Source organism: Paenibacillus sp. FSL K6-1230 (genome assembly GCF_038002385.1).
Classification (GTDB): domain Bacteria; phylum Bacillota; class Bacilli; order Paenibacillales; family Paenibacillaceae; genus Paenibacillus; species Paenibacillus massiliensis.
Map to the genome: position 1 here is coordinate 1,943,496 of NZ_JBBOCK010000001.1, position 24,655 is coordinate 1,968,150.

The following is a 24,655-nucleotide window of genomic DNA, read 5'->3' on the forward strand; positions in this document are numbered from 1 at the left end:
TACAAAACCGCTATGATGGGGCTGTAGAACATTAAAGGAGGTTCACCCGTCATGCAAAAAGCAATGGAGACTTCGGTAGGCTCCACGGAAGTACCGAAGCAGGCAAGCGTATCGTCGGAGTCTTATGTCCGTCCGTTATCCAAAGTGCTTGGCTTCAAGATTGGCGTCATTCCACTACCTATTTATATTCTGCTTGGTATTATTATTTTCGCGGCCGCCGCTCTCGGTCAGCTTCCCAATGATATGATCGGTGGTCTGGCAGTGATTATGATTATGGGCGTACTGCTGAGCTATCTGGGCTTCAACCTGCCTCTGCTGAAAAATATCGGCGGTCCCGCCATTCTGTCCCTCATGGTGCCGTCCTTCCTTGTCTTCTGGAACATCTTGAATCCGCCCATCGTGGATTCGGTGCATACTCTGATGAAGACGTCGAACTTTCTATACCTCTACATCGCCTGCCTGGTGGCGGGCAGCATTACAGGGATGAATCGTCAGACGCTGATTAGCGGGTTCATCCGTATTTTCATCCCCATGATGGCAGGTACGGCCGCAGCGGTCCTTGTGGGTCTTGGTGTGGGCATGATGTTCGGCTATACGGCGCACCGTACGCTCTTCTATATCATCGTACCGATCATCGGTGGCGGTGTAGGGGAAGGTATCCTGCCGTTATCCATCGCATTCTCACAGATCCTTGGCGGGGAGTCCGGCAGCTACGTGGCCCAGATGATTCCGGCGGCTGTCATCGGCAATGTCTTTGCTATTATCGGTGCAGGTCTGCTTAAGAAAATGGCGGACAAAAATCCTGCCATTACCGGCAACGGTGTGCTGGTGAAGGAGAAGAACGGTCAGAAGCTCGGCGGTAGCAGCTACGATTCGGAAAAAATTGATTTCCCGCTCATGGGAGCAGGTCTGCTGTTCGCTTGCAGCTTGTTCATTACGGGCAGTCTGTTGTCCCCGTTCGTCGGTATTCCAGGTCCGATCTTGATGATCTTTGGTGCGGCTCTGCTCAAAATCTGCAAGCTGCTGCCATACAAAATCGAGCAAGGTGCCTATCAGCTGTATAAATTCGTATCGGGTACGCTGACCTGGCCGCTTATGGTCGGTCTGGGCATCCTGTACATTCCGCTGGAGGATGTGGCAGCGCTCCTCTCCGTACCTTACGTCATTACTTGTGCTTCCGTTATTGCGGCCATGATTATCACAGGCTATTTTGTCGGCAAATGGGTCCGCATGTACCCGGTGGAAGCAGCGATCGTCACAGGATGTCGCGGCGGATTAGGCGGCACGGGCGATGTAGCGATTCTCTCGGCCTCGGGTCGGATGGAGCTGATGCCGTTCGCACAGATCTCCACACGGATTGGTGGAGCGCTCACGATTGTGGCAGCTACCCTGCTGATTTCGGTCTGGGGAGGCTAAGGCTTGTACGACAGAGAGCATTCTGTATTCTGTTAAGGACCTAGGGGCTCATCTGAGAGGAATGGTTGGCGAAAGAGTTTAATTATTTCGTATAACAACGAATTATTAATACAGAATGATGGATGAGATGAGATTGAATGCTTTTAATATTAAAAATGACCGACCAAAGTATCGACATTGCAAATGTTATTCCTTTCATTAGGTAGTTATTATTTTGGAGGCGATTAAGATGAGTCAGGTATTGGATAATACCCATCAGTTCTCATTGCGAGTACAGTACGGAAGCGGAAGCAACTATATGGCGGACTTGATTCATATCGTAGAGAGTTATCATGGAACCGTAGTCGTCGCACACATGGAGGACCCGAAGGAAGAAGATCTCGCGCAAGCGGAGGTCCGAATTGAAGTAGAGCATATCGAGGATCGTGTGCTGATTGAGAAAGCCGTCTCCCAACTGCGTGGGGGGGATGTAGTTGAGCAATTGCTGGAGATTATGCAGCTGCATGACGGCGGGAAGCTGGAGACCACACTGAAGCATCCAATTCGTAACAAAGAGGACCTGTCCAAGGTATACACGCCTGGTGTGGCGAAGGTATGTCAGGCGATTGCGAAGGACCAGGGCAAGGCATATCAATTAACGACGAAGCGAAATACGGTAGCTGTAGTTACGGATGGTACAGCGGTGCTGGGACTCGGTGATATCGGGCCTCGCGCAGCCATGCCTGTCATGGAAGGGAAAGCGGCCCTGTTCAAGCAGTTCGCTGGTGTGGACGCTGTGCCGATCTGTCTCGACACGAAGAATACAGAGGAGATTATTGCCATTGTAAAGGCAATCGCCCCTACGTTCGGTGGCATCAACCTGGAGGATATCTCCTCGCCCCGTTGCTTCGAGATTGAAGCTCGTCTAAGAGCAGAGCTGGACATTCCTGTCTTCCATGATGACCAGCATGGTACGGCAATCGTCGTGCTCGCAGGTCTGCTGAACGCACTCAAGGTGTGCAACAAGCCAATTAATGAAGCGAAGATCGTCGTGAACGGTATCGGTGCAGCAGGCATCTCCGTCTCCAAAATGCTCCTGCGAGCAGGGGCGGTGAATCTGATTGGCGTGGACCGGGAAGGCGCGATTAACCGTGCGACGAATTACGATAAGTCACATTGGAGTGAATTCGCTAAGCTGACCAATCCGAACAATGAGCAGGGTGCGCTGTCCGAGGTCATCAAGGGAGCCGATGTATTCGTGGGCGTATCCGCACCGAATGTACTTACTGTCGAGGATCTCAAGAACATGGCTGCTGATCCGATTGTATTTGCAATGGCGAATCCGATGCCCGAGATTGATCCAGCGTTGGCAGCTCCCTATGTGAAAGTCATGGCGACTGGCCGTTCGGATTACCCGAACCAGATTAATAACGTGCTGTGCTTCCCTGGCATTTTCCGTGGGGCGCTCGATTGTGAGGCTAGTGATATTAACGACGAGATGAAGTTGGCTGTAGCCGAGGCGATCTCTTCGGTCATCGAGCCTTCTGAGCTGCGGGAGGACTACATTATCCCGGATGCCTTCGATCTAAGGGTGGTAGAGCGAATCCGGCTTGCTGTAGCCAAGGCGGCTATAGATAGCGGCGTCGCGCGCAGGAATGTGCTGGAGCAGGTGAACTAAGAGAGTACCGGGCATGGAGCATGGAAGCATTAGAAAAGAAGGCCAACAGAAGCAAGCGATGAGTATAGGCAATAGATACCATAGATATATAGAAATATGGAGATATGGAGATATGGAGATATGGAGATATAGAGAGATAGAATGGGCGCAATAGGCGTAATAATTGCAATACACGCAGCATACGTAATGGACGCAATAAGTGTAATAAGTTCAAGTAGAATGCCATAGACAGTAGATGTAATAGAAGCATAGAAGCTGTGGAGAATAGCGGATGAGTAAAAGAACCTTCGAACCACTTTGTAGTGGGATGAAGGTTCTTTTGGCATGAAGGGGCTAATAACAAGGTGAATAATTAAAATTTGTGATTTATTTCACTTGAATTACCATAATAAACAAATACCACAATAAAACAGCTACACATTGCCGCACACATACTTCTCGATCGTACTGCGCACTGCACCAGGGCCGGCGAGCATTTCATGGAACATCGTCTCAATCTTGTCACCCAGCCCAATCTCATATAGTTGGACACCGAATAGCCTTTCATCCGCAAGCAGGCGGCGAACCTCGGAGGTCTGATCGCCCAGCTTCGTATGCTGCAAGTATCCCTGTAACGTATCCATTAGCGGGTCAGGACTGAGCGTGAAGGGGACTCCTTGATCATCCACTCCAAGCAAATAGCGGCACCAGAGCGCAATGGTCAGGGGGATCGCAGTCAGATCAGCGGGATCGAGTCCTGCGGTGTCCACATAGGATTTTAACGTTTTGCCAAAGCGAATGCTCATCTTCTGTGACGTATCGGTGGCAATCCGCTGCGGTGTATCCGGGATATAAGGATTAGCGAAGCGTTCCTGCAACACCTCGTCAATGAATGTCGTAGGCTGAATAATGCCAGGGTCAACGACAACAGGCAGCCCTTCCTTGTAGCCAATGGTCTCGACCAGACGACGCAAGATGGGGTCCTTCATAGTATCGGCAATAAGCTGATATCCGAGCAGACACCCGGAGAGAGCGAGAGCGGTATGCAGCGGATTGAGACAGGTTGTGACCTTCATCGTCTCTACCTGATCCACCGTATTCCGATCCGTGAAGATGATGCCCGCCTTCTCCAGAGCGGGTCGTCCGTTCGTGAACTTGTCTTCAATGACCAGATACTCACTAACCTCCGCATTAACGAAGGGGGCAGTATACGTATGCTTGGAGGTGACGATCAGCTCCATGTCGGCTATGCCCACCTTCTGCAGAGCAGTCTGCACCTCCAAGGAGGGCCTTGGAGTAATTTTATCAATCATGGTGAGGGGGAACGTGATGTTCCCCTCATCCTCCAGATAGTCTATGAAGCCTTCCTCCACCAGACCTCGGGCAGCCCATTCCTTGGCAATAGTGGTCATGCTGGCCTTTAACAGATCACCGTTATGTGAGCAATTATCCATGCTGACAAAGGTCATAGGGTACTGGCCCTTCAGGTAGCGCCGATACGCCAGGGAGGTGGCAATGCTCATCACATGCAGCGGCTGCTGAGGCCCCTTCGCCACATCCTGCTCCACGACAGGCAGATACTGGCCGTCAGGTCCTGTTAGGCCGTAGCCTTTCTCTGTAATGGTGAAGCTGGCCATCTGCAGACTCGGATTCTCGAATACTTCAATCAGGCGATGGTAGTCGTCAGGGCGACTCTCTTCTGTTGTGAGACCCTCAACGATGCTTGCCACCACACGCTTCTGAAATCTTCCATCCGCCCGCATCAGCACGAGCAGCGTAAGATGGTCATACGGCTTATAGCCCTTATCAATAACTTCAAAGTCAAAGGTCTCCACGGCAATAATCCCTGTATCCGCTTGCAAGTTATTCAGCAGCTGTTGGTGTGCATTAGCGACCAGTCCCCGAAAAATATTACCTGCACCAAAATGCACCCATTGCGGCTGGACTCTCGTATTGTGGGCGACAAGCTCCAGATCGAAGGTTGGTAGTTCGATATCTGCTGCTTCCCATGCTGTTGGGTCTAACAAGCCCTTACGGTTAAGCTGAAGCATTCAGCTCACTCCTTTGCCTTGCGAGAGACTATCCCAGACGCCCAGCAGGTACATGATGCCAAGTGCCCGATCGTACAAGCCGTAGCCTGGTCGGCAATTCTGCTCTTCTCCCCATAGATGTCTGCCGTGATCCGGGCGCACATATCCCTGATATCCGCTCTCATGATAGGCTCTGACCACTTCCGGCACATCGACGCTGCCGTCTTGACCGCGATGTGATACTTCGATGAAGTCGCCATTTTCGAATACCTTTACATTACGGATATGTGCAAAATGAATACGCTCGTGGAATTCCCGAATCATCGCTGGCAGGTCATTCTCAGGATTGGTACCGAGTGAGCCTGTGCAGAAGGTCAGACCGTTATACGGACTGTCTACGGCATCCAGAATCCGCTGTATGGTCTCCCGACTACGGACGATTCGCGGCAAGCCGAAGATAGGCCATGCCGGGTCGTCAGGATGAATGGCCATCTTAATGTCCACTTCCTCGCATACCGGGATGATTCGCTCCAGAAAATACTTCAGATTCTCAAACAGCTTGTCTTCATCGACATCTGCATAAGCTGCAAACAGCTCATCGAGCTTGGCAAGCCGCTCTGGCTCCCAGCCTGGCATGGTGAACTTCCCGGCTCCCTTGAGGATGCGGTCGACCATTTGGCGAGGATTATCCGTAATGGCAGCCTTTTCATAAAAGAGGGCGTTCGAACCGTCAGGAAGCTCCTTATACAGCTCTGTTCTAGTCCAGTCGAAGACAGGCATGAAGTTATAGCAGATGACTTTGACGCCGACTGTGGCAAGCTTGCGGATGGTATCTATATAAATATCAATGTACTGGTCGCGGGAGGGTAGGCCGATCTTGATATCATCATGGACGTTCACACTCTCAACGACCGCCGTGCTGAAGCCCTTGCTCGTGATCTGATCCGCTACCTCTTGGATGCGCTCCATTTCCCATACTTCACCGGCTACCTTATCATGCAAAGACCAGACAATGCCCATCACGCCCGGAATCTGCCGGACATGATCCAGTGTAATGTTGTCATTGCCTTCCCCGTACCATCTCCAGGTCATATTCATAACAATACCCTCCCTGATTGTAGTGGATTACATATCATCATTCATCTTGTATACAAGATCGAGTCGATCATATATGATAGGAATTGTTCTTGTCAATGATATTTCGAGAGAGCCATCTCTGCAAAATACTCTATAATAAAAAGAATTCATACAGTGAAGGCAGGAATGATATGTTCACGAAGGAAGAAATCAAGCAGATGCTCAAGAATGATATCCTAGCTCTGGCCCTGAAGCCGGGGACGCTGATCAGCGAGACGACCTTGTCAGAGCGCTTCCAGCTGTCGAGAACACCACTACGCGACGTGCTGAAGCAGCTTGCGCTCGAGTCCTATATTGACATTTATCCGAAGAAGGGGAATATTGTCTCCTATATTGATCTCGAGTCCGTGGAGCACATGATTTATTTAAGAAGCGCATTGGAAAAAGAAATCATGAAGGAGCTGTCCACACAGCTCTCATTAAGCGATACTCAGAGGTTGAGTCGCATTTTGGATCGGCAGCGGGCAGTGATTGAGGAGGCAGATGCGACGGATGCATTCCTGCAGCTGGATGATGAGTTCCATCAGTCCATGTTCCAGATCGCGGGCCGGGAATATCTGTGGCAGCTGATTCAGCAGGCGAACGTTCACTATATCCGATATCGTAAGCTGCATATGCTGGAGTCGGGCAAGCTGATGGACATCTGGCATGAGCACCAGACTATGCTGGAGTGCATGGTGAATAAGGATACCTCCCGCATAGATGATCTCGTTCACCATCATCTTCGCGAGGATATCCGTTCGTTAGATTTTCTGCGCCAGTTCGCGGATTATATTAAGAAATAGAACTTGGGTGTGCGGCGTATGTGTAAGTATAAGTGTATGTGTATTTGAATGAAATGAAGCTTGGGGGCTACAGTGCGAAGGCTCACTTCGAGAGGGAGAGTTGGGTAGGGGAGAACAGTTCTAACCTAACACAGTGGAGTTGGAGTAACTTTGTGATTGAATAATAGCCAGTGTTCAAATAATAGGCTGATTTTTCTTTCTTGTATACAAGTTAGTATAGGGCAGCGTATGGAAAAATCAAAAGGTAGCTAACCCTCAGGGGCCAGAGTCAATTTCTGAACAACACAAAAAGCCTTAGAGGTACGAAAAGCCCCACTGTTGATATCAGCAGACCACTCTACGGACTTCAAGGCGGAGATCAGGAATCCAGTACACATAATCATGACAGCCGATAGGATCGAGGTGCATCCAAGGAATAATTTTCGCATATGTATAGCCTCCTATTTGAAACTAACCCTGACTGTATTCACACGTGAAATACGTGGGTTAACATCTTGGTATTACCATATGTTGCATTTGTTGAAACACGGATTGCATAATTTAACAACGACGAGGTGCTGTACTGCGTAAGGGGCGGAAGAAGAATTATTGTAATAAAGGGATACATACGGATTTGAAATGATTGTAACCTGCTCAGAAAGCAGGTTTTTTTGTTTTATTTTGTATTTTGTGGTGGAAAAATGTGACTGCATGTTGGATAATGAGTCTATCAGACTATTAATATGGAATGAGTTAATCTGTAAGACCTAGATTAGGGCCTGGAACAAATTCAATCGTAAAGATTGTGACGACGAGTTGAGGCCCCATCGCTTGATTTGCAAAAATGAGATATCAAGGAGAATAGTATGCAAGATACAATGTGGTACCTAATCATTCTTGTTGCTCTGTCATTTCTTGCTCCGTTGCTTCGTCCTTCAAAAAGGCGGCGGCGCAGAAGCTCTAATACTCGTAAGTCCAATAGCAATAAAAACAAGAACAACGGGTTCAATCGTTCCTCGCCTACATGTAGGCCTGACGAAGTGATTTTGACATTGCCTTTAGACAAAATAACAGGTGCTGAATTCGAACGACTTCTGGCGCTATACTTCAGAGATCAAGGGTACACGGTCAAAGAAGTTGGGGTTGGTGGCAGGGATGGCGGGGTTGATCTAGTCATTACAGATAAGCGTGGGGAAAAAACAGCCGTACAGGCAAAATGCTATGCTGACCATAATAAGGTAAATGTGATGACGGTGCGTGAGCTTGTCGGTGCCAAACGGAATCATGATTGCATCCTATCCCTTCTCATAACAACATCCGATTTTACGACTGACGCCAGAAAAGAAGCAGAGCAATTCAAGGTGGATTGCTGGCATGGTGGGGTAGTAGATAGCAAGCTGCGTAGCTGGGGAAAATGGAAGCCTTCCAATAAGAAGATTAAAGCGATTCCTGTAGTCAAAGAACAGCCCACTCCGAAAGCACAGAATGGTATTAAATGTAGCTGTGGCGCTCAAATGGTGAAGAGGAAGAATAAAGCAGGAGTAGCCTTCTGGGGATGCAGTAATTTTCCGAACTGTCGTAAAACAAAGGCGATGTGACTAAAATAATAGAGGAGCAGGCAACAACGCTATATAGTTGCTACGCTTCTCTATTTTTAAAGGTAATAATATTACTGTTGGAGATCCAGTTGGAGGTAACCAACGTCAGGATTTGAACCACTAAATTAGTGGGGGGATTTTGTGATATATGAAAAATTCGATATGTTAATAACTGGAATGTCTGGGGAGAATGCTTCAGATGATTATTGGTATGATGTTGGAGTAAATGATGCCATGGCGTTATTGGAGCAATTTTCTGAGATAGATTGGAAATTGCTTAGGGAAAATATATTGGATAAGTCGTTAGAGTGGCAAAAAAGAGTAGTATATTGTTTTGAAGAAGAAAATGATGTAAGAGAAATTAGTATAGTGTTATCACTTATTGAAACACCAGACAAAGAATTATTTGATATGTGTATTGATTCTTTAAGATTTTTGATTAATGAAGAAAATAAAAATTATATAATAAATAACAATGAACTTATGGAGAAACTGCTAAAAATGGCGTCGCTTGATAATATGTCAGGTAGAGTATCTAGGGAGTTTCTTAATAAATTGTACTAGAGATGATAAAGCTCATTCCAACTTGATAAGTAGGAATGAGCTCTTTTATGCTGGTCGCCACCATAATAAGGAGATGAAGGAAATAATCAAGGCAGAGTCTATACGTCACACGCATATCGAGAGGCAGTAAAGGTAAGGGTATACCCACTGATCGTGCCCCATCGTATCGTTTCGCTCAACACTAAAGTTTAGCGTTCTATCTCGAATCTTTAACCCATTCGCATTCAAACAAAACTAAATAATCACCAGTCACCGATTGATTACCGGCAACCGGCTGCTTAGAACTTGAAAGGTGTTTTGATCCCTGTCTCACAAACAGGGGTCAGTCCCCGTAAAGTGGATGGGGTGTTTTACGTTACAATTTCTCGTATAACTTTTTTAGCTAATTGCAATTTATCCGCGGTGGACTCTCTTAGTAAATGAACAATCTTTTGTATTTCAGCTTCAGAATCTGTTACTTCAAACTCCTCACTCACATAAGCAAAAAACTGAACTAAATTAACATCTAGAGCTTCAGCAATCTTTGCCAAATTCAACAGTGAGACATTCTTCTCTCCACGCTCGATCTGACCTATGTATGAAAAATGAAATCCACCTTTTTCTCCAAGGGCTTCCTGCGAATATCCTCTTTCTTTGCGTAATGCACGAATTCTAGCTCCTACAAGCTTAAGCACTTCTTTATCCTCGCTCAAAAAATTCACCCCTCTATGTTCAAAAGTGTAGACAAGTTTCTTCAAGGTAAACATCAAACGAGGAATACAATTTATAATTATAATATCTATATGTATCATTTTACTGTATAATACTGGTATATTCTTAATGGAGGGGTGGACATGTTAAATTGTCATGTAGAATCAGAGAATAGACCAAGTACGATTAAGGAGCTACAATCTGCAATCGCATATCATTACCAACTATCTCAATATCACATCAAGCTTGCTTCCATGATGCTCGATCACAGGCAATTCTATTGCTGCATTATCCTCTGTGACTGGGCATTAACATCTATGATTAAGGCTTTGTATATCCAGAAGAACCATACATTACGTACACCCTCGGACATTACGATGAATGAAATTTTACCATTGGTACATAAAGATTCAATATTAGGGCTGGATAACGCAATATTTATAGGTACCGTGAAATATCTCTCATCATTGGAAGATAGCATGAATTTCAGTTCAATGAATCGAATCCATACCAAGCAGCTCCTTGCAAGAAGCAAAGAGATACTAAATCAGTTAGCGCAAAAGCTGAACGAAACTCGCAGTATATTAGATTGGCCTTTAGATTCACAACCACTCTCAAGATGAATAATTGAAGGCTTATTTCCCCTTAAGCGAGAGGAGATAGGCTTTTTCTTTTTCTCATAATCTCACCCTTACCGAACATCTTAACAAAACCAGACCCTCTATCCCCGCTTCCAATGATATAATGTCCAAAAGGGAGATTTGCCCAAAGACAGGCGCTCCATCTTTAGAAAGGATGATATGCCTTATGCCTACATACAACAAATTGGTGCGTGATAAAATTCCGCACATTATAGCATCCTCGGGAAAGGAGTCCCGTACACGTATACTTGATCTGGACGAGTACAAGCAGGAGCTTCGCACGAAGCTGCGTGAGGAAGCAGATGAATACATGAGTGCGGCCAATGATAAGGAAGCACTGGAAGAGTTGGCAGACATGCTGGAGGTCATCCGAGCGCTGGCGGAGGTTCATGGTGCTAATGCGGCAGAACTGGACAAGCTGCGGGCAGACAAGGCAGAGGCGCGCGGAGGCTTTCAGGAGCGGGTGTATCTAATCGATGTCGACGAAGCTTAATGTCACGCTGATCACGGATAATCTGGCAGATGCATTGATTCCCAGGTTGCAGAGTGCGTCCGGCATTTATATTATGACCTCATTTATTATGCAATCGGGTGTGAAGCTGCTGGCCCCACATCTGAAGAAGGCTGCGGAACGCGGAGCCGAGGTATGCATGCTGGCTGGAGATTATCTGTATATAACGCAACCAGAGGGAATGAGGGCATTATGTGAGGTAGACTCTCGAATCGAAGTAAGGCTGTGGCAAAGCATGGGCACCTCATTTCATCCCAAGGCGTATCTCTTCGATTACCAGAATGGAGAAGGGCTACTAATCGTAGGCTCGTCCAATTTCTCATTTTCAGCACTCAAGACAGGCTATGAATGGAATCTTGCCATGAATGCCGAAGCGGAGCCGTATACATTCCAGATGGCACAGGAGAAGTTCATGCAGAGCTTTTACCATGAGCAGACATTGCCCGTGAATCTGGATTCGATTGCAATGTATGAAGCAGAGTATCGGAAATATCATCAGAAGAACCCTGAAATGATTAGACGCATCACAGAAATGGAAGAAGCCGAAATTAGTGTAGGAGCTACGGGAGAACTGGCGGAGGTAGCGGTAAACATACCATTTACACCCATTGAACCTCGCTTTGCACAGGTGCCCGCACTCGAAGCACTAACAGGAACGATGGAGGAGCAGTACGATAAAGCCATGGTCATCATGGCTACGGGGCTTGGCAAGACCTATCTCGCGGGATTCTTTGCTCAGAGATTCAGACGCGTATTGTTCATTGCGCACCGTGAAGAGATTTTATATCAAGCCAAGCGGTCCTTTCTACAGATCATGCCTGAGCGAAGTCACGGAATATACAATGGGCAGTACAAGGAAGGCGATGCGGATTGTGTATATGCGTCCATCTTCACACTAAGTATGCAGAAGCATCGTGATGCGTTTGCAACGAATGCGTTCGATCTGGTCGTGGTGGATGAATTCCATCATGCCGCTGCCAAGACTTACACGTCTGTTATTCAACATTTCAGCCCACAATTTCTATTAGGAATTACTGCGACCCCGGATCGGCTCGATGGCAAGGATGTGTACGCTCTGTGTGATGGGAATGTGGCTTATCAGATCCATTTTATCGAGGCCATTCGTAAAGGCTGGCTATCGCCATTTCAATATTACGGTATATTCGATGATATTGATTATTCGCAGATTCGTTGGATGGGCACTCGTTATGATGAGGATCAGCTCCTGGCAGCACAGTTGGATGAGGAGTATGCGGAGAAAATCTATGCGGCTTGGCTACAGCACAAACAGACACGTACGATTGGCTTTTGCTCATCCATCCGTCAAGCGGATTACTTGGCTGGATATTTTCGAGTTCGGGGAGTAAATGTGCTGAGCCTACATTCTCGGACAACAGAAATGTCGCGTGAGGAAGCCATACGGCAGTTGAGTGATGGGGAGCTGGACGTGGTCATGACCGTAGACCTGTTCAATGAAGGGACTGATATTCCCCGTGTGGATACGCTGCTGTTCGTTCGCCCGACAGAGTCTCTTACCATCTTCACTCAACAGGTTGGGCGTGGTCTGCGCCTTGCTGAAGGTAAGTCTCATTGTGTCATTATCGATCTAATCGGGAATTACCGGAATGCAGATGTGAAGCTGAGCCTACTGGATATGCGAGGAGAAGAGCGTGCAAGTGAGAAAAGGCAAGAATTTGTGCTGCCGGAGGCTCCCGCAGGCTGTGAGATTCATTTGGACGTTCAGGTGGTGAATCTGCTTCAAGAACTCAGTCGTAAGCGACTTCCACGTCGTGAGAAGCTGCTTAGTGATTTTATGGAGGTTAAACAGGAGCTTGGCCGCATTCCGACGTATCTGGAGCTGCACTTACTGGGACGTTCGAAGAGTATTGGCTATCGGAGTGAGTTCGGCTCATATGTCGGCTTTCTCTACTGGGCGGAGCTACTATCGTCCGACGAGGGCGCAATCTATGTTCGTCAGCAGGACTGGCTGCAGGATGTAGAGAAGACGGTCATGAACAAGAGCTACAAAATGGTCGTATTGCTATACATGCTAGAGAGAGGTGTGGAACGCTGGCTGGACTCTGTGACACCAAGTGAGGTAGCTGAATACTTCCATACGTATCTGACGGAAAAGGAGTACCGCAAGCGCAAAGACTTCTCTGACAAGGACAAGCTTGCTCTGGAAGAATGGAATGAGAAGACCGCGGCAGACATTCGTAAGCTGATTGCAGATATGCCCATGTCTAAATGGAGCGGGGCCAAGGGAAGTATGACGCAATTCGAGAACGATGTCTTCTCACTTAATGTGCAGATTAATAGCGATAGCGAAGGCGCATTATTGCACCGCTGGACGAAAGAAATTTGCTTGTATCGACTTCACGTTCATTTTGAGCGTGGGATTAGAGAATAACGTTTAGGAAGAACTGCCTAATAGTGGTGATGATTCGCCGAGGCAGTTCTTTTCGATGCGGCTGTTAAGTTGCTGAAGGACTGTTGCAGTGGCTGCGGAAGCCGACAAAGTATGCCAAACTACTACCCGTGTATCAGAGGCTGCTCAACATGTACGTGTCACTATTCACGGTGCAGAAATTGATCCATACAAGCATATGCAGATCATTACGCTGCATGAAGCAATATTGCCTTCGGCTAGGGACGAAAATTGGGGAGAGAATGACATGGAGCGACGTGCGATCTACGTAGCAATGTATAGCGGAGGAGCTTTGTCTGCATATGTTGCATATCTCATGTTTTAATTAGTCTAATATTATCCGATCAGTTCCAATTAATTGCTCACTTTATATTCAAGCATTGTGTCTTCTTTATTTCAGATCATAGGTTTTAAATATTTCCTTAAGAACACTAAGAGCCATGGCAATCTCCTCGGGCTCGCGTGTTCTTAGTAGTGTGACCAGATGCTTCATATTCGCGTCCTCACTAGACAATGATGCATTTTCTTGTACATATGTAAATAGCTCATTTACGCCGACATCTAAGGCGTGTGCGATTTTTTCTAAATTTTTCAATGAAATATTACGTTCGGCTCGTTCAATGAATCCAATATAGCTCGGATTAAATCCAGCCTTCTCAGCCAAAGCTTCTTGTGAGAGATCTTTGGTTTTTCGTAAATCTCTGATTCGAGAACCGACTAACTCTAAAAGCTCAGACATTATGTACACCCCTCTTATTTAGAAGTGTAGTGAATCGAGACAAAGTCTTTAACTAATAGATAGTAAGTTTATTTGAAATAAAACTACTATATAGTTATATTTATGATATAGTTTTCTCTATACGCTAGAAAAATATACATGTGAGAGCTGGAGGCGGAACAATGAATGAACAAGCTGTTATATTTGAAGATCATTGTTTTTACGATCCTAGTCAGACACAATATTTGTTCCAAATAAGAGAAGAAAGCGATAATAGTTATATTGCCGCTACTCAGGACCCTAATCTGTTTCAGGAGCACATTTTAGACTATCTGAAGCTCGCGGACTATCACGTAAGACTTGCTGTAATCATGAACAATCATCATCAGCTAGATACAAGTCTTATTCTTTGTCACAGAGCGCTCCATTCGGTTCTTGGTGCTATATATGTTCAAGAGAATCGAAGTCTTGATGTTCCTTATCTCTTCACTATGGAAGAGATTCTTCGTCTTGTTCATGTATACTCCGATTCAAGTAGGGGATTAGATATAGCAATTTTCATAGGAACAGTTCAACATCTATCTGAGGTAGGGGTTCGTTTTGAAGTGAATATAAATGGGGGACAAAGAGAATCTGTGCAGAGGTTAATTCAAAGGACAAAAGAAACTATAGATGAGTTGTCAGGTCATCTTCTTGATTAAATTACCATTGAATGGTACAAAAGGTGCATAAGAACAAGATTGAGGCGTCCCGGGTCCAATGGTCCTTGAGTCTGAAGTTAATATCCATAATAGGTATATTGTTCATATTCAATAATGTGGTAAAAATAGGAACGTAGGTGCGTGCCTGAATGTCGAGCCTTCTGCTAACCTATTATTATCATATAATAAGTGAGCAGAAAGCCTATGACGATGATTAAAATTAATCCAGAGCAGCTCTATCAAATAGCCCAACAAGTAGATCAGGGTAGGCAGCAATTGGAGCAAATGAACCGCCAGCTGTATGGGCATCTGGTGTCCATGCAGTCACTGTGGATGGGGATGACACAGGAAAGATTCTTTCAGGATTACGAGCATTCTCGTCCCGTACTGGAGCGGGCGTTAGAGCATATGGTGAAAATGGCTCTGGAGCTACGGACAATTGCTACTCGCTTCTCAGAAGCCGATGCCGAGCAGGGAGGGTATCAAGCGGCAATTGGAGGAGCTGTAGGATTGGGTGTACACGGAACAGCGTCCACAGATGCTCAGCCAGGTTACCGAATGGCATATAACTCGTTTCTTGGAAAATGGCTTCCGGTGAATGAACAGGGGGTAACAGATCAGGCCGTGTTGCAGGCCTATGAGCGGGATAAAGGCCATCTGGATGTGAATGTGATGCAAGCAGATGTACATTCCGAACCCCTCGGTGAAGATATCATGGCCTTGCAGATCAAAGCATTTCAGGAAGGAATTCATCCCTTCACAGGTGAACGTGTGTCCGATAACTATGCGGCGATGATGGTCACGACTCTCAAGCTGAGCCAAGTCTTCATGGGGATTCAGGCCATTCGCGGTAGTCTGCCAGGTCGTAAAGGGCCGTACCGTTTACCGTCCAATCATCCTGTGGTACAGAAGATTCAGAAGAATATGGAAGCTGCCAGGGCAGAGAAGAGTATGCAGTCGGGGCTTGGATCTGTGGGATCGGGAACAACCTATAAAACAGTAATTAGCGATACGATGAAAGAGAAAATACTTTTGGGTCAACGTAAAGACCCTGCTAAAAACGAATTAGTTGGGGGACACTCACCAGAAATTACAAATTATCATCCTAATTATGCTGTCGAAGATGTGTCAATTAATGCTGATGGAACAAAGAAAGTTAAATTTACAACTCAATTTCCAGATGGTAATCTTGCAAAAATCAAGACGAGCACCATTTTTCCTGAAACTTGGTCAGATGGAAAAATACTTGATAGTATCGCCAGAATAGGAGATACTCCAAAGATTGGTGAGCGTACAAGAGATGGAGCAACATTGCATAGAGGTATTGTTGATGGGGTACAGGTCGAGGTTATTAAAATTGGGGACGATGTAGTAAGTGGCTATCCGACAGGTGGAGGGGCTGCATCCTTGCTATCGGGTTTTCAATAAACACATTAGAACCGATTTAATGGTCACTAAATCATTAGTTGAAAATGAACTACACGTGAGTAGGAGGACTTGAAAATGTATGAAGAATTAGATGAGTATTTATCAGGGGAGTTTACAACGGATTATTGGTACGATGAAGGATTCTCCATTGCTAGAGAGATGCTAGAAGAGTTCAATAATAACGATTGGGAAGAATTATTGAGTCAGATTCTTTCAAAATCTATTGATTGGCAAGTCAGATATGCCTACTGTGTTGATAGTGATGTTAATGATGATGCAGTAGTTAAAAGTTTACTTTTACTCACTAGTGTAGATGATGAGGAATTATTTACAACGTCTGTTGATTCATTAAGAGTGATTCTGAATTCAACTAATATTGGATTAGTGTCAACTGAGGAAATCATGCAAAGAATCAATGAGATTCTTCCAAAGTGCGGCATTGCTACACGAAAAATGTTTGAGGATTTTATAAAGAAGATTTCAAATTGATATTTATCAAACTACGTCGGGTTTATAACTCGACAACAAGAAGGTACATTACAACCAATGAACCAAACACTAAACTAATCAAGCACTTGTTAAATTGCAAAAGCTCATTCCAACTTGAATATAAGTAGGAATGAGCTCTTTTATGCTGGCCAGCACTGTTACAAGGCTCTGACAAATAGAACGGATACATGTCAAAGGGTTCTTTCAAATAAACTGGAGCCCTACCATATACATCCTCAACCCAAAGCTGCCCGGACATAGACCCGCTCTCCATGCCTTTCAACATCCACCGGAGCCTCGAAGAAGCTGCTCAGCACCTCCGTCGTCATCAGGTCCGAGGTCAGGCCGCTATTCACAACCTCTCCGCGTCGTAGCAACAGTGTGTGACTGAAGACAGGGAGAATTTCCTCCGTATGGTGGGTGACATAGATCAGGGTAGGCGTATCCTTGCGCTCGGACAAATCCCGAATGCTGTCCAGTAGCCGCTCACGAGAAAATAGATCAAGGCCATTGCATGGCTCGTCCAGAATCAGGACACGCGGGTTCGCCATGAGGGCACGAGCAATTAGCAGCTTCTGCTTCTCTCCCTGAGAACAAGTCTGATACTCCCGATCCCATAAATGTGCGCAACCAAGCGTCTCCATTAGCTCCTTGGCCCGCTCCAGATCCTGATCGTCCAGCTCATCATATAGCCCAATGGTGGCATGCTTGCCGCTAATGATGACGTATTGTGTCCGATCGGTGCGATGCAGCTTCTCCTGCAGGGAGGAGCTCACCCAGCCAATGGATTTGCGCAGCTCACGCAGATCTACATTGCCGTACTGCTCGCCTAATACGGAAATGGAGCCTTTCGTGGGCCATTGATACCCAGTAATCATATTTAGTAGAGTCGTCTTGCCCGAGCCATTCAGACCAAGCAACGCCCAGTGCTCTCCTTCGTTCACGCGCCAGCTAACATTGTTCAGTAATGTGAGCACACCTCTTGTCCAGCTTACGTTCTGTACATCTATGATCATATCTACTAGGCCTTCTTTCTGATGAATCTGCATGTGTTGGGATTCTGCGTGTGTTGGAATATGGTCGGAATTGCCGTCGAATGTCCGCCATGCATCTTTATTATCTATCCATGATAAAGGATTCAGCCTGAAAAAAGAACATGCAGAAGTAGAAAAAAGATAATGAAGAGAAAGATATAGTGACAAAGAGAAGAAAAGAAGACAAGAGGGCAGAAGAAAGAAGAGCAAATACCAGAAGGTGCAATCAACAATAACTCCTAAGAAACTTATAAAGAGACAAGGGAATATGAAAAACAACGCAGCACTACAAAACAAGCAATGCTAATAATCAACGCCAAAACCAAGTAACGCTAATAAATTAAATAACACAAAGAAGCTACAGCATCCCAACGAATGAGTGCTGCAGCTTCTTCTATGAATGGCCGTCGTCCATACTAACGGCTACAGTAATTTATTTGCACATCAACAACTTTAAAGCTCTATACTTGTGCAATCATTACATACCAATCTTTACGCACCCAACAGTTATAGCTTTTCTAGTTCACGCTTTAATCCTGTGCAGCCTCTACATCTCTTAATCCCTTAATCCCTACATTTTTTAATCCCTACATCTAACCTTACACCTGTACAACCTTCACGCCAAGTACAACCTCCACCTGATGCGTTCCGCCGTCTCCGATCACAGGCAGCACATTACCGTCAATGGCTGTGCCATCAAGCTGAATGGACGCGATGCCTTTGCTGATCTGCTGTGGATTGGACACGCGAATGACGTAGGTATCGCCACGGAAGACGCGGGTAACGGTGAATTCGGTCCAGTCGGCTGGAATACATGGATCGACCTTGAGTCCGTCGTAGTCCGGCTGAATTCCCAGGATGGACTGCGTAATCGCTACGAAGTTCCAAGCAGCGGTCCCGGTCAGCCAGCTATTCTTGGCTTCGCCTTGACGCACGGCATCCTTGCCGGCAATCATCTGGGCGTAGACGTACGGTTCCGTACGGTGTACGTCGCTAATATCCTCCAGATAGGCTGGTGCAATTTTGCTATACAGCTCAAAGGCCCGATCTCCGCGTCCAAGTACGGTCTCAGCCATCATGATCCACGGATTGTTGTGGCAGAAGATACCCGCATTCTCCTTATAGCCTGGCGGATAGGAGGAGATCTCGCCGAGATTCAGATAGTATTTGGAATACGGCGGATTCTGCAGGACAATCCCGTATGGTGTCTCCAGCCGATCCTGCACCGCATTCAGCGCCTTCTCCGCCAGTCCTTCCTCCACGCCGATGCCAGCCATGACACAGAAGCCCTGCGGTTCGATGAAGATCTGGCCCTCCTCATTCTCCTGACTGCCGATCTTCTGCCCGTAATGATCATACGCCCGTAGGAACCATTCCCCATCGAAGCCGTGCTCTAGCGTAACAGCCCGCATTGTGTCCACATGGGCCCGTGCCTCGGCTGCTTCCTCGGCCAAGCCTTTGCGGCTGCACAGCTCGATGAAGTCTGGTCCGGTGTACACAAACAGTCCTGCGATGAAGACGGATTCGGCCGTCCGGCCCTCGATATTCTGCGTCGTCTGGTACGGCTCATCTGGAATGTTGGAGAAGCAGTTCAGATTAAGGCAGTCGTTCCAGTCGGCACGTCCGATCAGTGGCAGCCCATGTGGCCCCAGATTCTCGATGACATGATAGAAGGAGCGCTTCAGATGCTCGAACAGGGTGGCTGTGTTGTCCGGGTTGCAGTCGAACGGCACCTGCTCATCCAGAATGGCGAAGTCACCCGTCTCCTTGATGTAGGCTGCCGTGCCAACGATCAGCCAGAGCGGATCATCATTGAAGCCGCCGCCAACCTCATGATTGCCTTTCTTGGTCAGAGGCTGGTACTGATGATAGGCACCGCCGCTCTCGAACTGTGTGGAGGCAATATCGAGAATGCGTTCTCTGGCCCGCTCAGGTACTTGGTGCACGAACCCAAGCAAATCCTGATTGGAATCACGGAAGCCCATCCCGCGCCCGATGCCCGACTCGAAATAGGAGGCGGAGCGCGACATGTTAAACGTAACCATGCATTGATATGGATTCCAGATGTTCACCATCCGGTTCAGCTTCTCATCATGGCTGGCTACGGCATAGGTCGATAGCAAGCGCTCCCAATACGCCTTAAGCTCCGCGAGTGAGCGCTCGACGTCCTCTTCGGTAGCGAACTGCTCGATCATGGCCAGCGCAGGTGTCTTATTAATAATGCCTGGAGCCTCCCATTTGTCAGCCTCTTCGTTCTCTACATATCCCAGTACAAAGTTCAGGCTGGTCTGCTCGCCTGGCTGCAGCGTCAGTTCTAGACAGTGGGAGGCAATGGGGGACCATCCACTGGCCACGGAATTGGATGGTTCACCGGAGGTAACGACCTGCGGCGTATCCAATCCATTATACAGGCCGAGGAAGGATTCGCGGTCGGTATCGAAGCCATCAATTGCACGGTTCACCGAGAAGAAGGCATAATGGTTGCGACGCTCCCGGTACTCCGTCTTGTGATAGATGACTGAATCCTGAATCTCAACCTCGCCCGTGTTCAGATTGCGCTGGAAGTTGGTCATATCGTCATAGGCATTCCACAGGCAAAATTCCACGAAGGAGAAGAGCTTGATGCGTTTTACCTGATCAGATGTATTGGTCACATTCACCTGATGCACCTCGCCATTATAGCCGAGTGGCACAAAGGCCAACTGATTCACCTTTACCCCATGACGCTCACCCGTAATGGAGGTATAGCCGAGCCCATGTCTGCACTCGTAGTGATCGAGCTCCTTCTTGACAGGCATCCAGCCTGGCGTCCAGTAATCACCTTCGTCATAGACGTAGAAATAACGCCCGCCGTTATCGACAGGAATATTGTTGTACCGATAGCGGGTCAGTCTGCGTAGCCGCGCGTCCCGGTAGAAGGCGTAGCCGCCGCCTGTATTCGAGATCAAGCCGAAGAACTTCTCGTTGCCCAGGTAGTTAATCCATGGATAGGGGGTCTGTGGAGTGTGAATAACATATTCCTTGTGCGCATCATCAAAATGACCGTACTTCATTTGATCGTAACTCCTCTCCTGATTCGCGAAATAGATGGACAGGCCTTATTTCGGAAAACGTTTTCGGATATTTGTGAAGCTTTTCAAAATTTGTAATTCGTAATTCATGAATTGTAATTCCTAATTCGTGATTCGTAATTCGTAAATCGTATCCTCCATAGCAGAGCTGATCCAAAAGCTGATCTCCGATCCCATGTCATGTGTATGCAAGGGCATTCCACGCTATGACGGCCTGTTATCGGATATCATTCTAGCTACCGAGTCCGAATTCCTGCCCGTTCAGGCAGGTCATAAAAAACTTTAACTGCTTTCCTTAAAATCCCACACCTGTGCGTGCAAAAAGAGGCTGTTGGAAGAGCTCCTAATCCTCCTTTAAGTGCAGTTACAACAAACGATACCAGGCGCCCCGTACTTACAGGCACTCCTTACTGTCCAGCCATTTCTTACTATAATAGAAAATCTGTCCACGGGAAGAGGAACAAACAAATATGCACATGCTTCCGAACAAAAGAACCCATCCGCTGAAAGGACTTTCGATATAATGGGAGAAGCATGGGATTAACGCATCAGAGATTGCTTCCAGCATGAACGATGCACAGATGCATTAGCTCATGCACATTAACTATTCACATTAACTATACAGATAGAAAGCGGTGAAGCATGTCTTGTTCTTCGCACATCATATCCAGCGCAAGATGACCTTGTTTATTTTTGTATGCGCATTCATTCCTCTTTTGGCTCTGAGCCTGTTGTCGTACCATAAGTCCACGTTGACTGTCAGGGAACAGCTTCAGGACTATAACCGTTATGCGATGCACCAGCTTGAGACCATTACCAACATGCATTTGAAGGAGATGGATGCGATCTCCCGTGATATTCAGAGCTATCTACTGGCCCCGGGCCGAAAAATCACCAGTGAGCCTGCAACCTATGCAGAGTATCAGGAAATGAATCATTTCCTGGACTTCCTCTCCTTTCACGTCTCACAAATCGTTGAAGGGCTTTATGTGTATACACCGGATGGCCAGATGCTGACCAGTCGAAATATGAATACCCGTGAGCTCATCGAAATGCCCTGGTGGAGGGAATACTCAAGCGATAGCGGCTGGCAATGGACCGGATTTCATGACGGCTCTTACTATAGCTCCCCAAGGCCCGGCAATCCGCTCATTAGTCTGATTGTACCGATTCAGCTTAAGGCGGGCGTGCCGATCGGCAGCAAAATTGTCGTCGATGTGAATGCACGCGAGATGCTGGCCCTGTTCCGATCCTATGAAATGGACACCAACTCGTACCTGGAAATCCGGGATGGGGAAGGAGCGCTCATATATCGGACAGAGGGAGAGCACCCCGAATCGGAGCGGGATATCGAGTTCCAGCGAACACTGGAGTTGAATGGCTGGCAGATCACTGCGCGTGTACCGTATGAAGAGTTCAATAAATCGACGCTTGTCATTCGCAATGATGCGATCCTGATCAGCATCCTGTCGTTAATCGCGGCTTTTCTGCTGGCAAGATGGCTGTCGGCGAATCTGACGAGACGCATCGTTACCTTGAATCAGTCCATGCTGGAGTTCAGCAATGGCAAGCTGGATACGCAAGTGGAAGTGCGCGGTGATGATGAGCTGTCACGGCTGGGTCACCGCTTCAACTCCATGACTCGTGAGATTCGGGAGCTGGTGGCCAATATTACGAGGACAGAACAGCTGAAAAAGGAAGCAGAGCTAAGAGCGCTCCATTATCAGATTAACCCTCATCTTATCCTGAACACGTTCAATGCGATCCAGTGGCGGGCACGTATTGCAGGGCGCACGGACATTGATCGGATGATCTACCATCTGGGTGCGCTGCTGTCCGAGAATCTGGATATAAGGCAGGAGCTGGTTCCACTGGAAGAGGAGCTTGCCACGATCGGACATTATCTCAAGATCCAATACTACCGTTATGGCGAGGCCTTCACGTACGTTGAGGATGTGGAGCCGGGGCTGGAGCAGGCCCTCATTCCACGGATGACCCTGCAGCCGTTGTTCGAGAATATTTTCTATCATGCCTTCGATGACGGAGCCGGAATCATTACGCTGGAAATCTTCCGCGGACGCGATCATATTGTGCTGCTGCTATCGGATAACGGAAAGGGAGTTGCGCCAGATGCTGAGACGATTCGCGCCGCACCTCCACTCAAGGGTAGAGGTGGTCTAGGCTTGTACAATGTGGATCACAAGATCAAATTACATTTTGGAGAGGACTACGGCATCCGGATTATGCCTGATGTAACAGACGGGGCTATGATCGAGATTCGCCTACCTTTCCTGGAAAAGGAGACAACCGATGACGAAAATGAGAACGGTCCTGATCGCGGATGATGAACGTCTGGTACGAATCGGGCTAATGCATATGGTGGACTGGGAGCGCTGGAGCATGAAGGTGGTGGCTAACGCGCCCAATGGGCAGGCTGCATGGGACATGTATCAGGAGCATCGACCGGATCTCGTCTTCACGGATATTGTTATGCCAGGCTTGGACGGGCTTGAGCTGGCACAGCGCATTAAGGAGGATAATCCTGCGGTCAAAATTTTGTTCCTGAGCTGCCATTCCGATTTCGCCTATGCTCAGCAGGGTATGGCTCTTGGTGCATCCGGCTATCTATTGAAGACAGCGATGGATGTGCAGGAGGTTGATCGCTATTTGGACAAGATCACCAAGGAGTGGGGGCGTAGCGAAGCGGAAGGAGAGGTCAAGGTTCCTCTGAGTGGGGAGAGTTCAGAAACTGCATCCATCTATACGGAGCTGGAGCAGCTGTACCAGAAATGGCTTCAGGAGAGAGGAGATGCTGACAGGCTGAATCAGCTAATTCGGACATATCTGGACCGTGACGGATATCTATGCAATGACCGGCAGCTATGCAATGACAGAGATTTCCGCAGTGAGGAGCATCGGCACGGTGACAGGCTACTGAATAGTAGCGAGCAACAAAATGCTGAACTATCATCGGGCGAAGCACAGCGGGATATATATGCACAGTCTGACAAGACCCAATCCATATCAAGGCCGTCTGAGGAACCAACGGGCGAGACCGTATTAATTGTCGCATTTGGACTGGAGGAGGCACAGCGCTCGTGGGTACATGAGCTGCAAGCCTTGCAGTTAGCAGGAATGGGCCGACGTGGGCCAATCCTTACGCTGGGATCGACACAGGGAATGGGACCATTGCTGTTGATGCTGCCAGAGGTACATGCGGATGAGATCATGCTGAGACTGGTGGAGCTGCATCATAGCCAGCCTCGACTTACCTGGAAGCGAAGTCAGCTGCCAGCCGATACCTACGATTATATGGAAGAGGCTGCGCGAATGCTGCGAAATGCAGAGCTGGAGCAGCAGTACGAGATGCATAGCCCATCTATCTCTGAGCCGATCATGCAGGCTGTTCGGTATATCGATCACCATGTGCAGGAGCCGATTGTATCCTCGCAGCTGGCAGGCCATGTGGGGCTAAGCCGCAGTCATTTCAGTACCCTGTTTAAAAAGGAAATGGGTATTAGCTTTCTTGATTTTCTCCACCGCCGGAGAATGAACAAGGCCAAGGAATTGCTGACTTCGACGGATTGGAAGATCCACGTCATTTGCGAGAAGGTAGGGATTGAGGATAACCGCCATTTTAGCAAATGGTTCAAGCGCTACACCGGCATGACGCCGTCTGAATATAGGGAGAAGCAAGAGAACTAAGGAAAATCAGGCATAACCGTGATCGCAAGTCCTCTTCTGCCCGGAAGGAACTTTCCACACGATAGTCGCTCAAGCTCAAGATTTTTGCATACAT

At 47.4% G+C, this 24,655-nt stretch carries 20 protein-coding genes and 1 pseudogene; 14 read left to right on the forward strand and 7 right to left on the reverse strand.

What is annotated here, in order from left to right; genetic code table 11:
* Positions 1-135 precede the first annotated feature (135 nt).
* A pseudogene (locus tag MKX74_RS08600) lies at positions 136-1,416 on the forward strand (2-hydroxycarboxylate transporter family protein); the annotation flags it as partial.
* A gap of 229 nt (positions 1,417-1,645) precedes the next feature.
* A complete protein-coding gene (locus MKX74_RS08605; RefSeq protein ID WP_341178089.1) occupies positions 1,646-3,073 on the forward strand; it encodes an NAD(P)-dependent malic enzyme in 1,428 nt (475 codons plus the stop codon).
* A 413-nt stretch (positions 3,074-3,486) separates the two neighbouring features.
* Here MKX74_RS08605 and MKX74_RS08610 read toward each other — a convergent pair whose 3' ends face one another.
* Together MKX74_RS08610 and uxuA are read right to left on the reverse strand one after the other, a co-directional pair.
* On the reverse strand, positions 3,487-5,103 hold the full coding sequence (locus MKX74_RS08610; protein WP_341178090.1) for a mannitol dehydrogenase family protein: 1,617 nt from the start codon (positions 5,101-5,103) through the stop codon (positions 3,487-3,489).
* Positions 5,104-6,180 carry a mannonate dehydratase gene (uxuA, locus tag MKX74_RS08615; RefSeq protein ID WP_133568105.1) on the reverse strand — a complete coding sequence of 359 codons (1,077 nt, stop codon included), beginning with the start codon at positions 6,178-6,180 and terminating at the stop codon, positions 5,104-5,106.
* 170 nt (positions 6,181-6,350) lie between these two features.
* Between uxuA and MKX74_RS08620 the strand changes: the two genes are divergently transcribed.
* Complete coding sequence (locus tag MKX74_RS08620; protein ID WP_341178091.1) at positions 6,351-7,004, forward strand: GntR family transcriptional regulator; 654 nt, start codon at positions 6,351-6,353, stop codon at positions 7,002-7,004.
* Positions 7,005-7,252: 248 nt separating this feature from the next.
* On the opposite strand, the gene MKX74_RS08625 is transcribed toward MKX74_RS08620, so the two are convergent.
* The gene (locus MKX74_RS08625) at positions 7,253-7,432 is read right to left on the reverse strand and encodes a hypothetical protein (RefSeq protein ID WP_341178092.1); all 180 of its coding nucleotides are present in this window, start codon (positions 7,430-7,432) and stop codon (positions 7,253-7,255) included.
* Positions 7,433-7,849: 417 nt separating this feature from the next.
* On the opposite strand from MKX74_RS08625, the gene MKX74_RS08630 reads away from it, so the two are divergent.
* Positions 7,850-8,581: a restriction endonuclease gene (locus MKX74_RS08630; protein ID WP_018883658.1), complete on the forward strand. Its 732-nt coding sequence runs from the start codon at positions 7,850-7,852 to the stop codon at positions 8,579-8,581.
* A 141-nt stretch (positions 8,582-8,722) separates the two neighbouring features.
* Positions 8,723-9,145 (forward strand): hypothetical protein, encoded by a 423-nt coding sequence (locus tag MKX74_RS08635; RefSeq protein WP_341178093.1) that lies wholly within the window; start codon positions 8,723-8,725, stop codon positions 9,143-9,145.
* A 350-nt stretch (positions 9,146-9,495) separates the two neighbouring features.
* Here the strand turns inward: MKX74_RS08635 and MKX74_RS08640 are convergent, their stop codons facing one another.
* A complete protein-coding gene (locus MKX74_RS08640) occupies positions 9,496-9,837 on the reverse strand; it encodes a helix-turn-helix domain-containing protein (RefSeq protein WP_341178094.1) in 342 nt (113 codons plus the stop codon).
* Positions 9,838-10,212: 375 nt separating this feature from the next.
* On the opposite strand from MKX74_RS08640, the gene MKX74_RS08645 reads away from it, so the two are divergent.
* The 4 genes from MKX74_RS08645 to MKX74_RS08660 all read left to right on the forward strand — a co-directional run bounded on the left by MKX74_RS08645 (position 10,213) and on the right by MKX74_RS08660 (position 13,740).
* Positions 10,213-10,458, forward strand: a complete 246-nt coding sequence (locus MKX74_RS08645; protein ID WP_341178095.1) for a hypothetical protein — start codon at positions 10,213-10,215, stop codon at positions 10,456-10,458.
* A 184-nt stretch (positions 10,459-10,642) separates the two neighbouring features.
* A complete protein-coding gene (locus tag MKX74_RS08650; RefSeq protein WP_018883655.1) occupies positions 10,643-10,969 on the forward strand; it encodes a nucleoside triphosphate pyrophosphohydrolase in 327 nt (108 codons plus the stop codon).
* Positions 10,953-13,397, forward strand: coding sequence for a DEAD/DEAH box helicase family protein (locus tag MKX74_RS08655; protein ID WP_341178096.1), 2,445 nt, complete (start codon positions 10,953-10,955; stop codon positions 13,395-13,397). The genes MKX74_RS08650 and MKX74_RS08655 overlap by 17 nt, the downstream gene beginning before the upstream one ends.
* An 88-nt stretch (positions 13,398-13,485) precedes the next feature.
* Complete coding sequence (locus tag MKX74_RS08660) at positions 13,486-13,740, forward strand: hypothetical protein (RefSeq protein ID WP_341178097.1); 255 nt, start codon at positions 13,486-13,488, stop codon at positions 13,738-13,740.
* Between the two features lie 66 nt (positions 13,741-13,806).
* On the opposite strand, the gene MKX74_RS08665 is transcribed toward MKX74_RS08660, so the two are convergent.
* Complete coding sequence (locus MKX74_RS08665; protein ID WP_018883652.1) at positions 13,807-14,154, reverse strand: helix-turn-helix domain-containing protein; 348 nt, start codon at positions 14,152-14,154, stop codon at positions 13,807-13,809.
* Positions 14,155-14,315: 161 nt separating this feature from the next.
* Between MKX74_RS08665 and MKX74_RS08670 the strand changes: the two genes are divergently transcribed.
* From MKX74_RS08670 to MKX74_RS08680, 3 genes are all read left to right on the forward strand, one after another.
* Positions 14,316-14,834, forward strand: coding sequence for a hypothetical protein (locus tag MKX74_RS08670; RefSeq protein WP_341178098.1), 519 nt, complete (start codon positions 14,316-14,318; stop codon positions 14,832-14,834).
* A gap of 204 nt (positions 14,835-15,038) precedes the next feature.
* Positions 15,039-16,262: a WXG100 family type VII secretion target gene (locus MKX74_RS08675; RefSeq protein WP_081625209.1), complete on the forward strand. Its 1,224-nt coding sequence runs from the start codon at positions 15,039-15,041 to the stop codon at positions 16,260-16,262.
* Between the two features lie 75 nt (positions 16,263-16,337).
* Positions 16,338-16,751: a hypothetical protein gene (locus tag MKX74_RS08680; RefSeq protein ID WP_018883649.1), complete on the forward strand. Its 414-nt coding sequence runs from the start codon at positions 16,338-16,340 to the stop codon at positions 16,749-16,751.
* A gap of 236 nt (positions 16,752-16,987) precedes the next feature.
* Here the strand turns inward: MKX74_RS08680 and MKX74_RS08685 are convergent, their stop codons facing one another.
* Positions 16,988-17,767, reverse strand: coding sequence for an ABC transporter ATP-binding protein (locus MKX74_RS08685; protein ID WP_018883648.1), 780 nt, complete (start codon positions 17,765-17,767; stop codon positions 16,988-16,990).
* Between the two features lie 617 nt (positions 17,768-18,384).
* Positions 18,385-20,838, reverse strand: coding sequence for a GH36-type glycosyl hydrolase domain-containing protein (locus MKX74_RS08690; RefSeq protein WP_341178099.1), 2,454 nt, complete (start codon positions 20,836-20,838; stop codon positions 18,385-18,387).
* A 653-nt stretch (positions 20,839-21,491) separates the two neighbouring features.
* Between MKX74_RS08690 and MKX74_RS08695 the strand changes: the two genes are divergently transcribed.
* Positions 21,492-23,201, forward strand: a complete 1,710-nt coding sequence (locus MKX74_RS08695; RefSeq protein ID WP_341178100.1) for a sensor histidine kinase — start codon at positions 21,492-21,494, stop codon at positions 23,199-23,201.
* Positions 23,167-24,561 carry a response regulator gene (locus MKX74_RS08700; RefSeq protein ID WP_341178101.1) on the forward strand — a complete coding sequence of 465 codons (1,395 nt, stop codon included), beginning with the start codon at positions 23,167-23,169 and terminating at the stop codon, positions 24,559-24,561. The genes MKX74_RS08695 and MKX74_RS08700 overlap by 35 nt, the downstream gene beginning before the upstream one ends.
* Positions 24,562-24,655: the final 94 nt, after the last annotated feature.

Coding starts and splice junctions, on each gene's coding strand:
- MKX74_RS08605 (WP_341178089.1), top strand. CDS start 1,646: ATGAGTCAGGTATTGGATAATACCCATCAGTTCTCATTGCGAGTACAG.
- MKX74_RS08610 (WP_341178090.1), bottom strand. CDS start 5,103: ATGCTTCAGCTTAACCGTAAGGGCTTGTTAGACCCAACAGCATGGGAA.
- uxuA (WP_133568105.1), bottom strand. CDS start 6,180: ATGAATATGACCTGGAGATGGTACGGGGAAGGCAATGACAACATTACA.
- MKX74_RS08620 (WP_341178091.1), top strand. CDS start 6,351: ATGTTCACGAAGGAAGAAATCAAGCAGATGCTCAAGAATGATATCCTA.
- MKX74_RS08625 (WP_341178092.1), bottom strand. CDS start 7,432: ATGCGAAAATTATTCCTTGGATGCACCTCGATCCTATCGGCTGTCATG.
- MKX74_RS08630 (WP_018883658.1), top strand. CDS start 7,850: ATGCAAGATACAATGTGGTACCTAATCATTCTTGTTGCTCTGTCATTT.
- MKX74_RS08645 (WP_341178095.1), top strand. CDS start 10,213: ATGAATGAAATTTTACCATTGGTACATAAAGATTCAATATTAGGGCTG.
- MKX74_RS08650 (WP_018883655.1), top strand. CDS start 10,643: ATGCCTACATACAACAAATTGGTGCGTGATAAAATTCCGCACATTATA.
- MKX74_RS08655 (WP_341178096.1), top strand. CDS start 10,953: ATGTCGACGAAGCTTAATGTCACGCTGATCACGGATAATCTGGCAGAT.
- MKX74_RS08665 (WP_018883652.1), bottom strand. CDS start 14,154: ATGTCTGAGCTTTTAGAGTTAGTCGGTTCTCGAATCAGAGATTTACGA.
- MKX74_RS08670 (WP_341178098.1), top strand. CDS start 14,316: ATGAATGAACAAGCTGTTATATTTGAAGATCATTGTTTTTACGATCCT.
- MKX74_RS08675 (WP_081625209.1), top strand. CDS start 15,039: ATGACGATGATTAAAATTAATCCAGAGCAGCTCTATCAAATAGCCCAA.
- MKX74_RS08680 (WP_018883649.1), top strand. CDS start 16,338: ATGTATGAAGAATTAGATGAGTATTTATCAGGGGAGTTTACAACGGAT.
- MKX74_RS08685 (WP_018883648.1), bottom strand. CDS start 17,767: ATGATCATAGATGTACAGAACGTAAGCTGGACAAGAGGTGTGCTCACA.
- MKX74_RS08690 (WP_341178099.1), bottom strand. CDS start 20,838: ATGAAGTACGGTCATTTTGATGATGCGCACAAGGAATATGTTATTCAC.
- MKX74_RS08700 (WP_341178101.1), top strand. CDS start 23,167: ATGACGAAAATGAGAACGGTCCTGATCGCGGATGATGAACGTCTGGTA.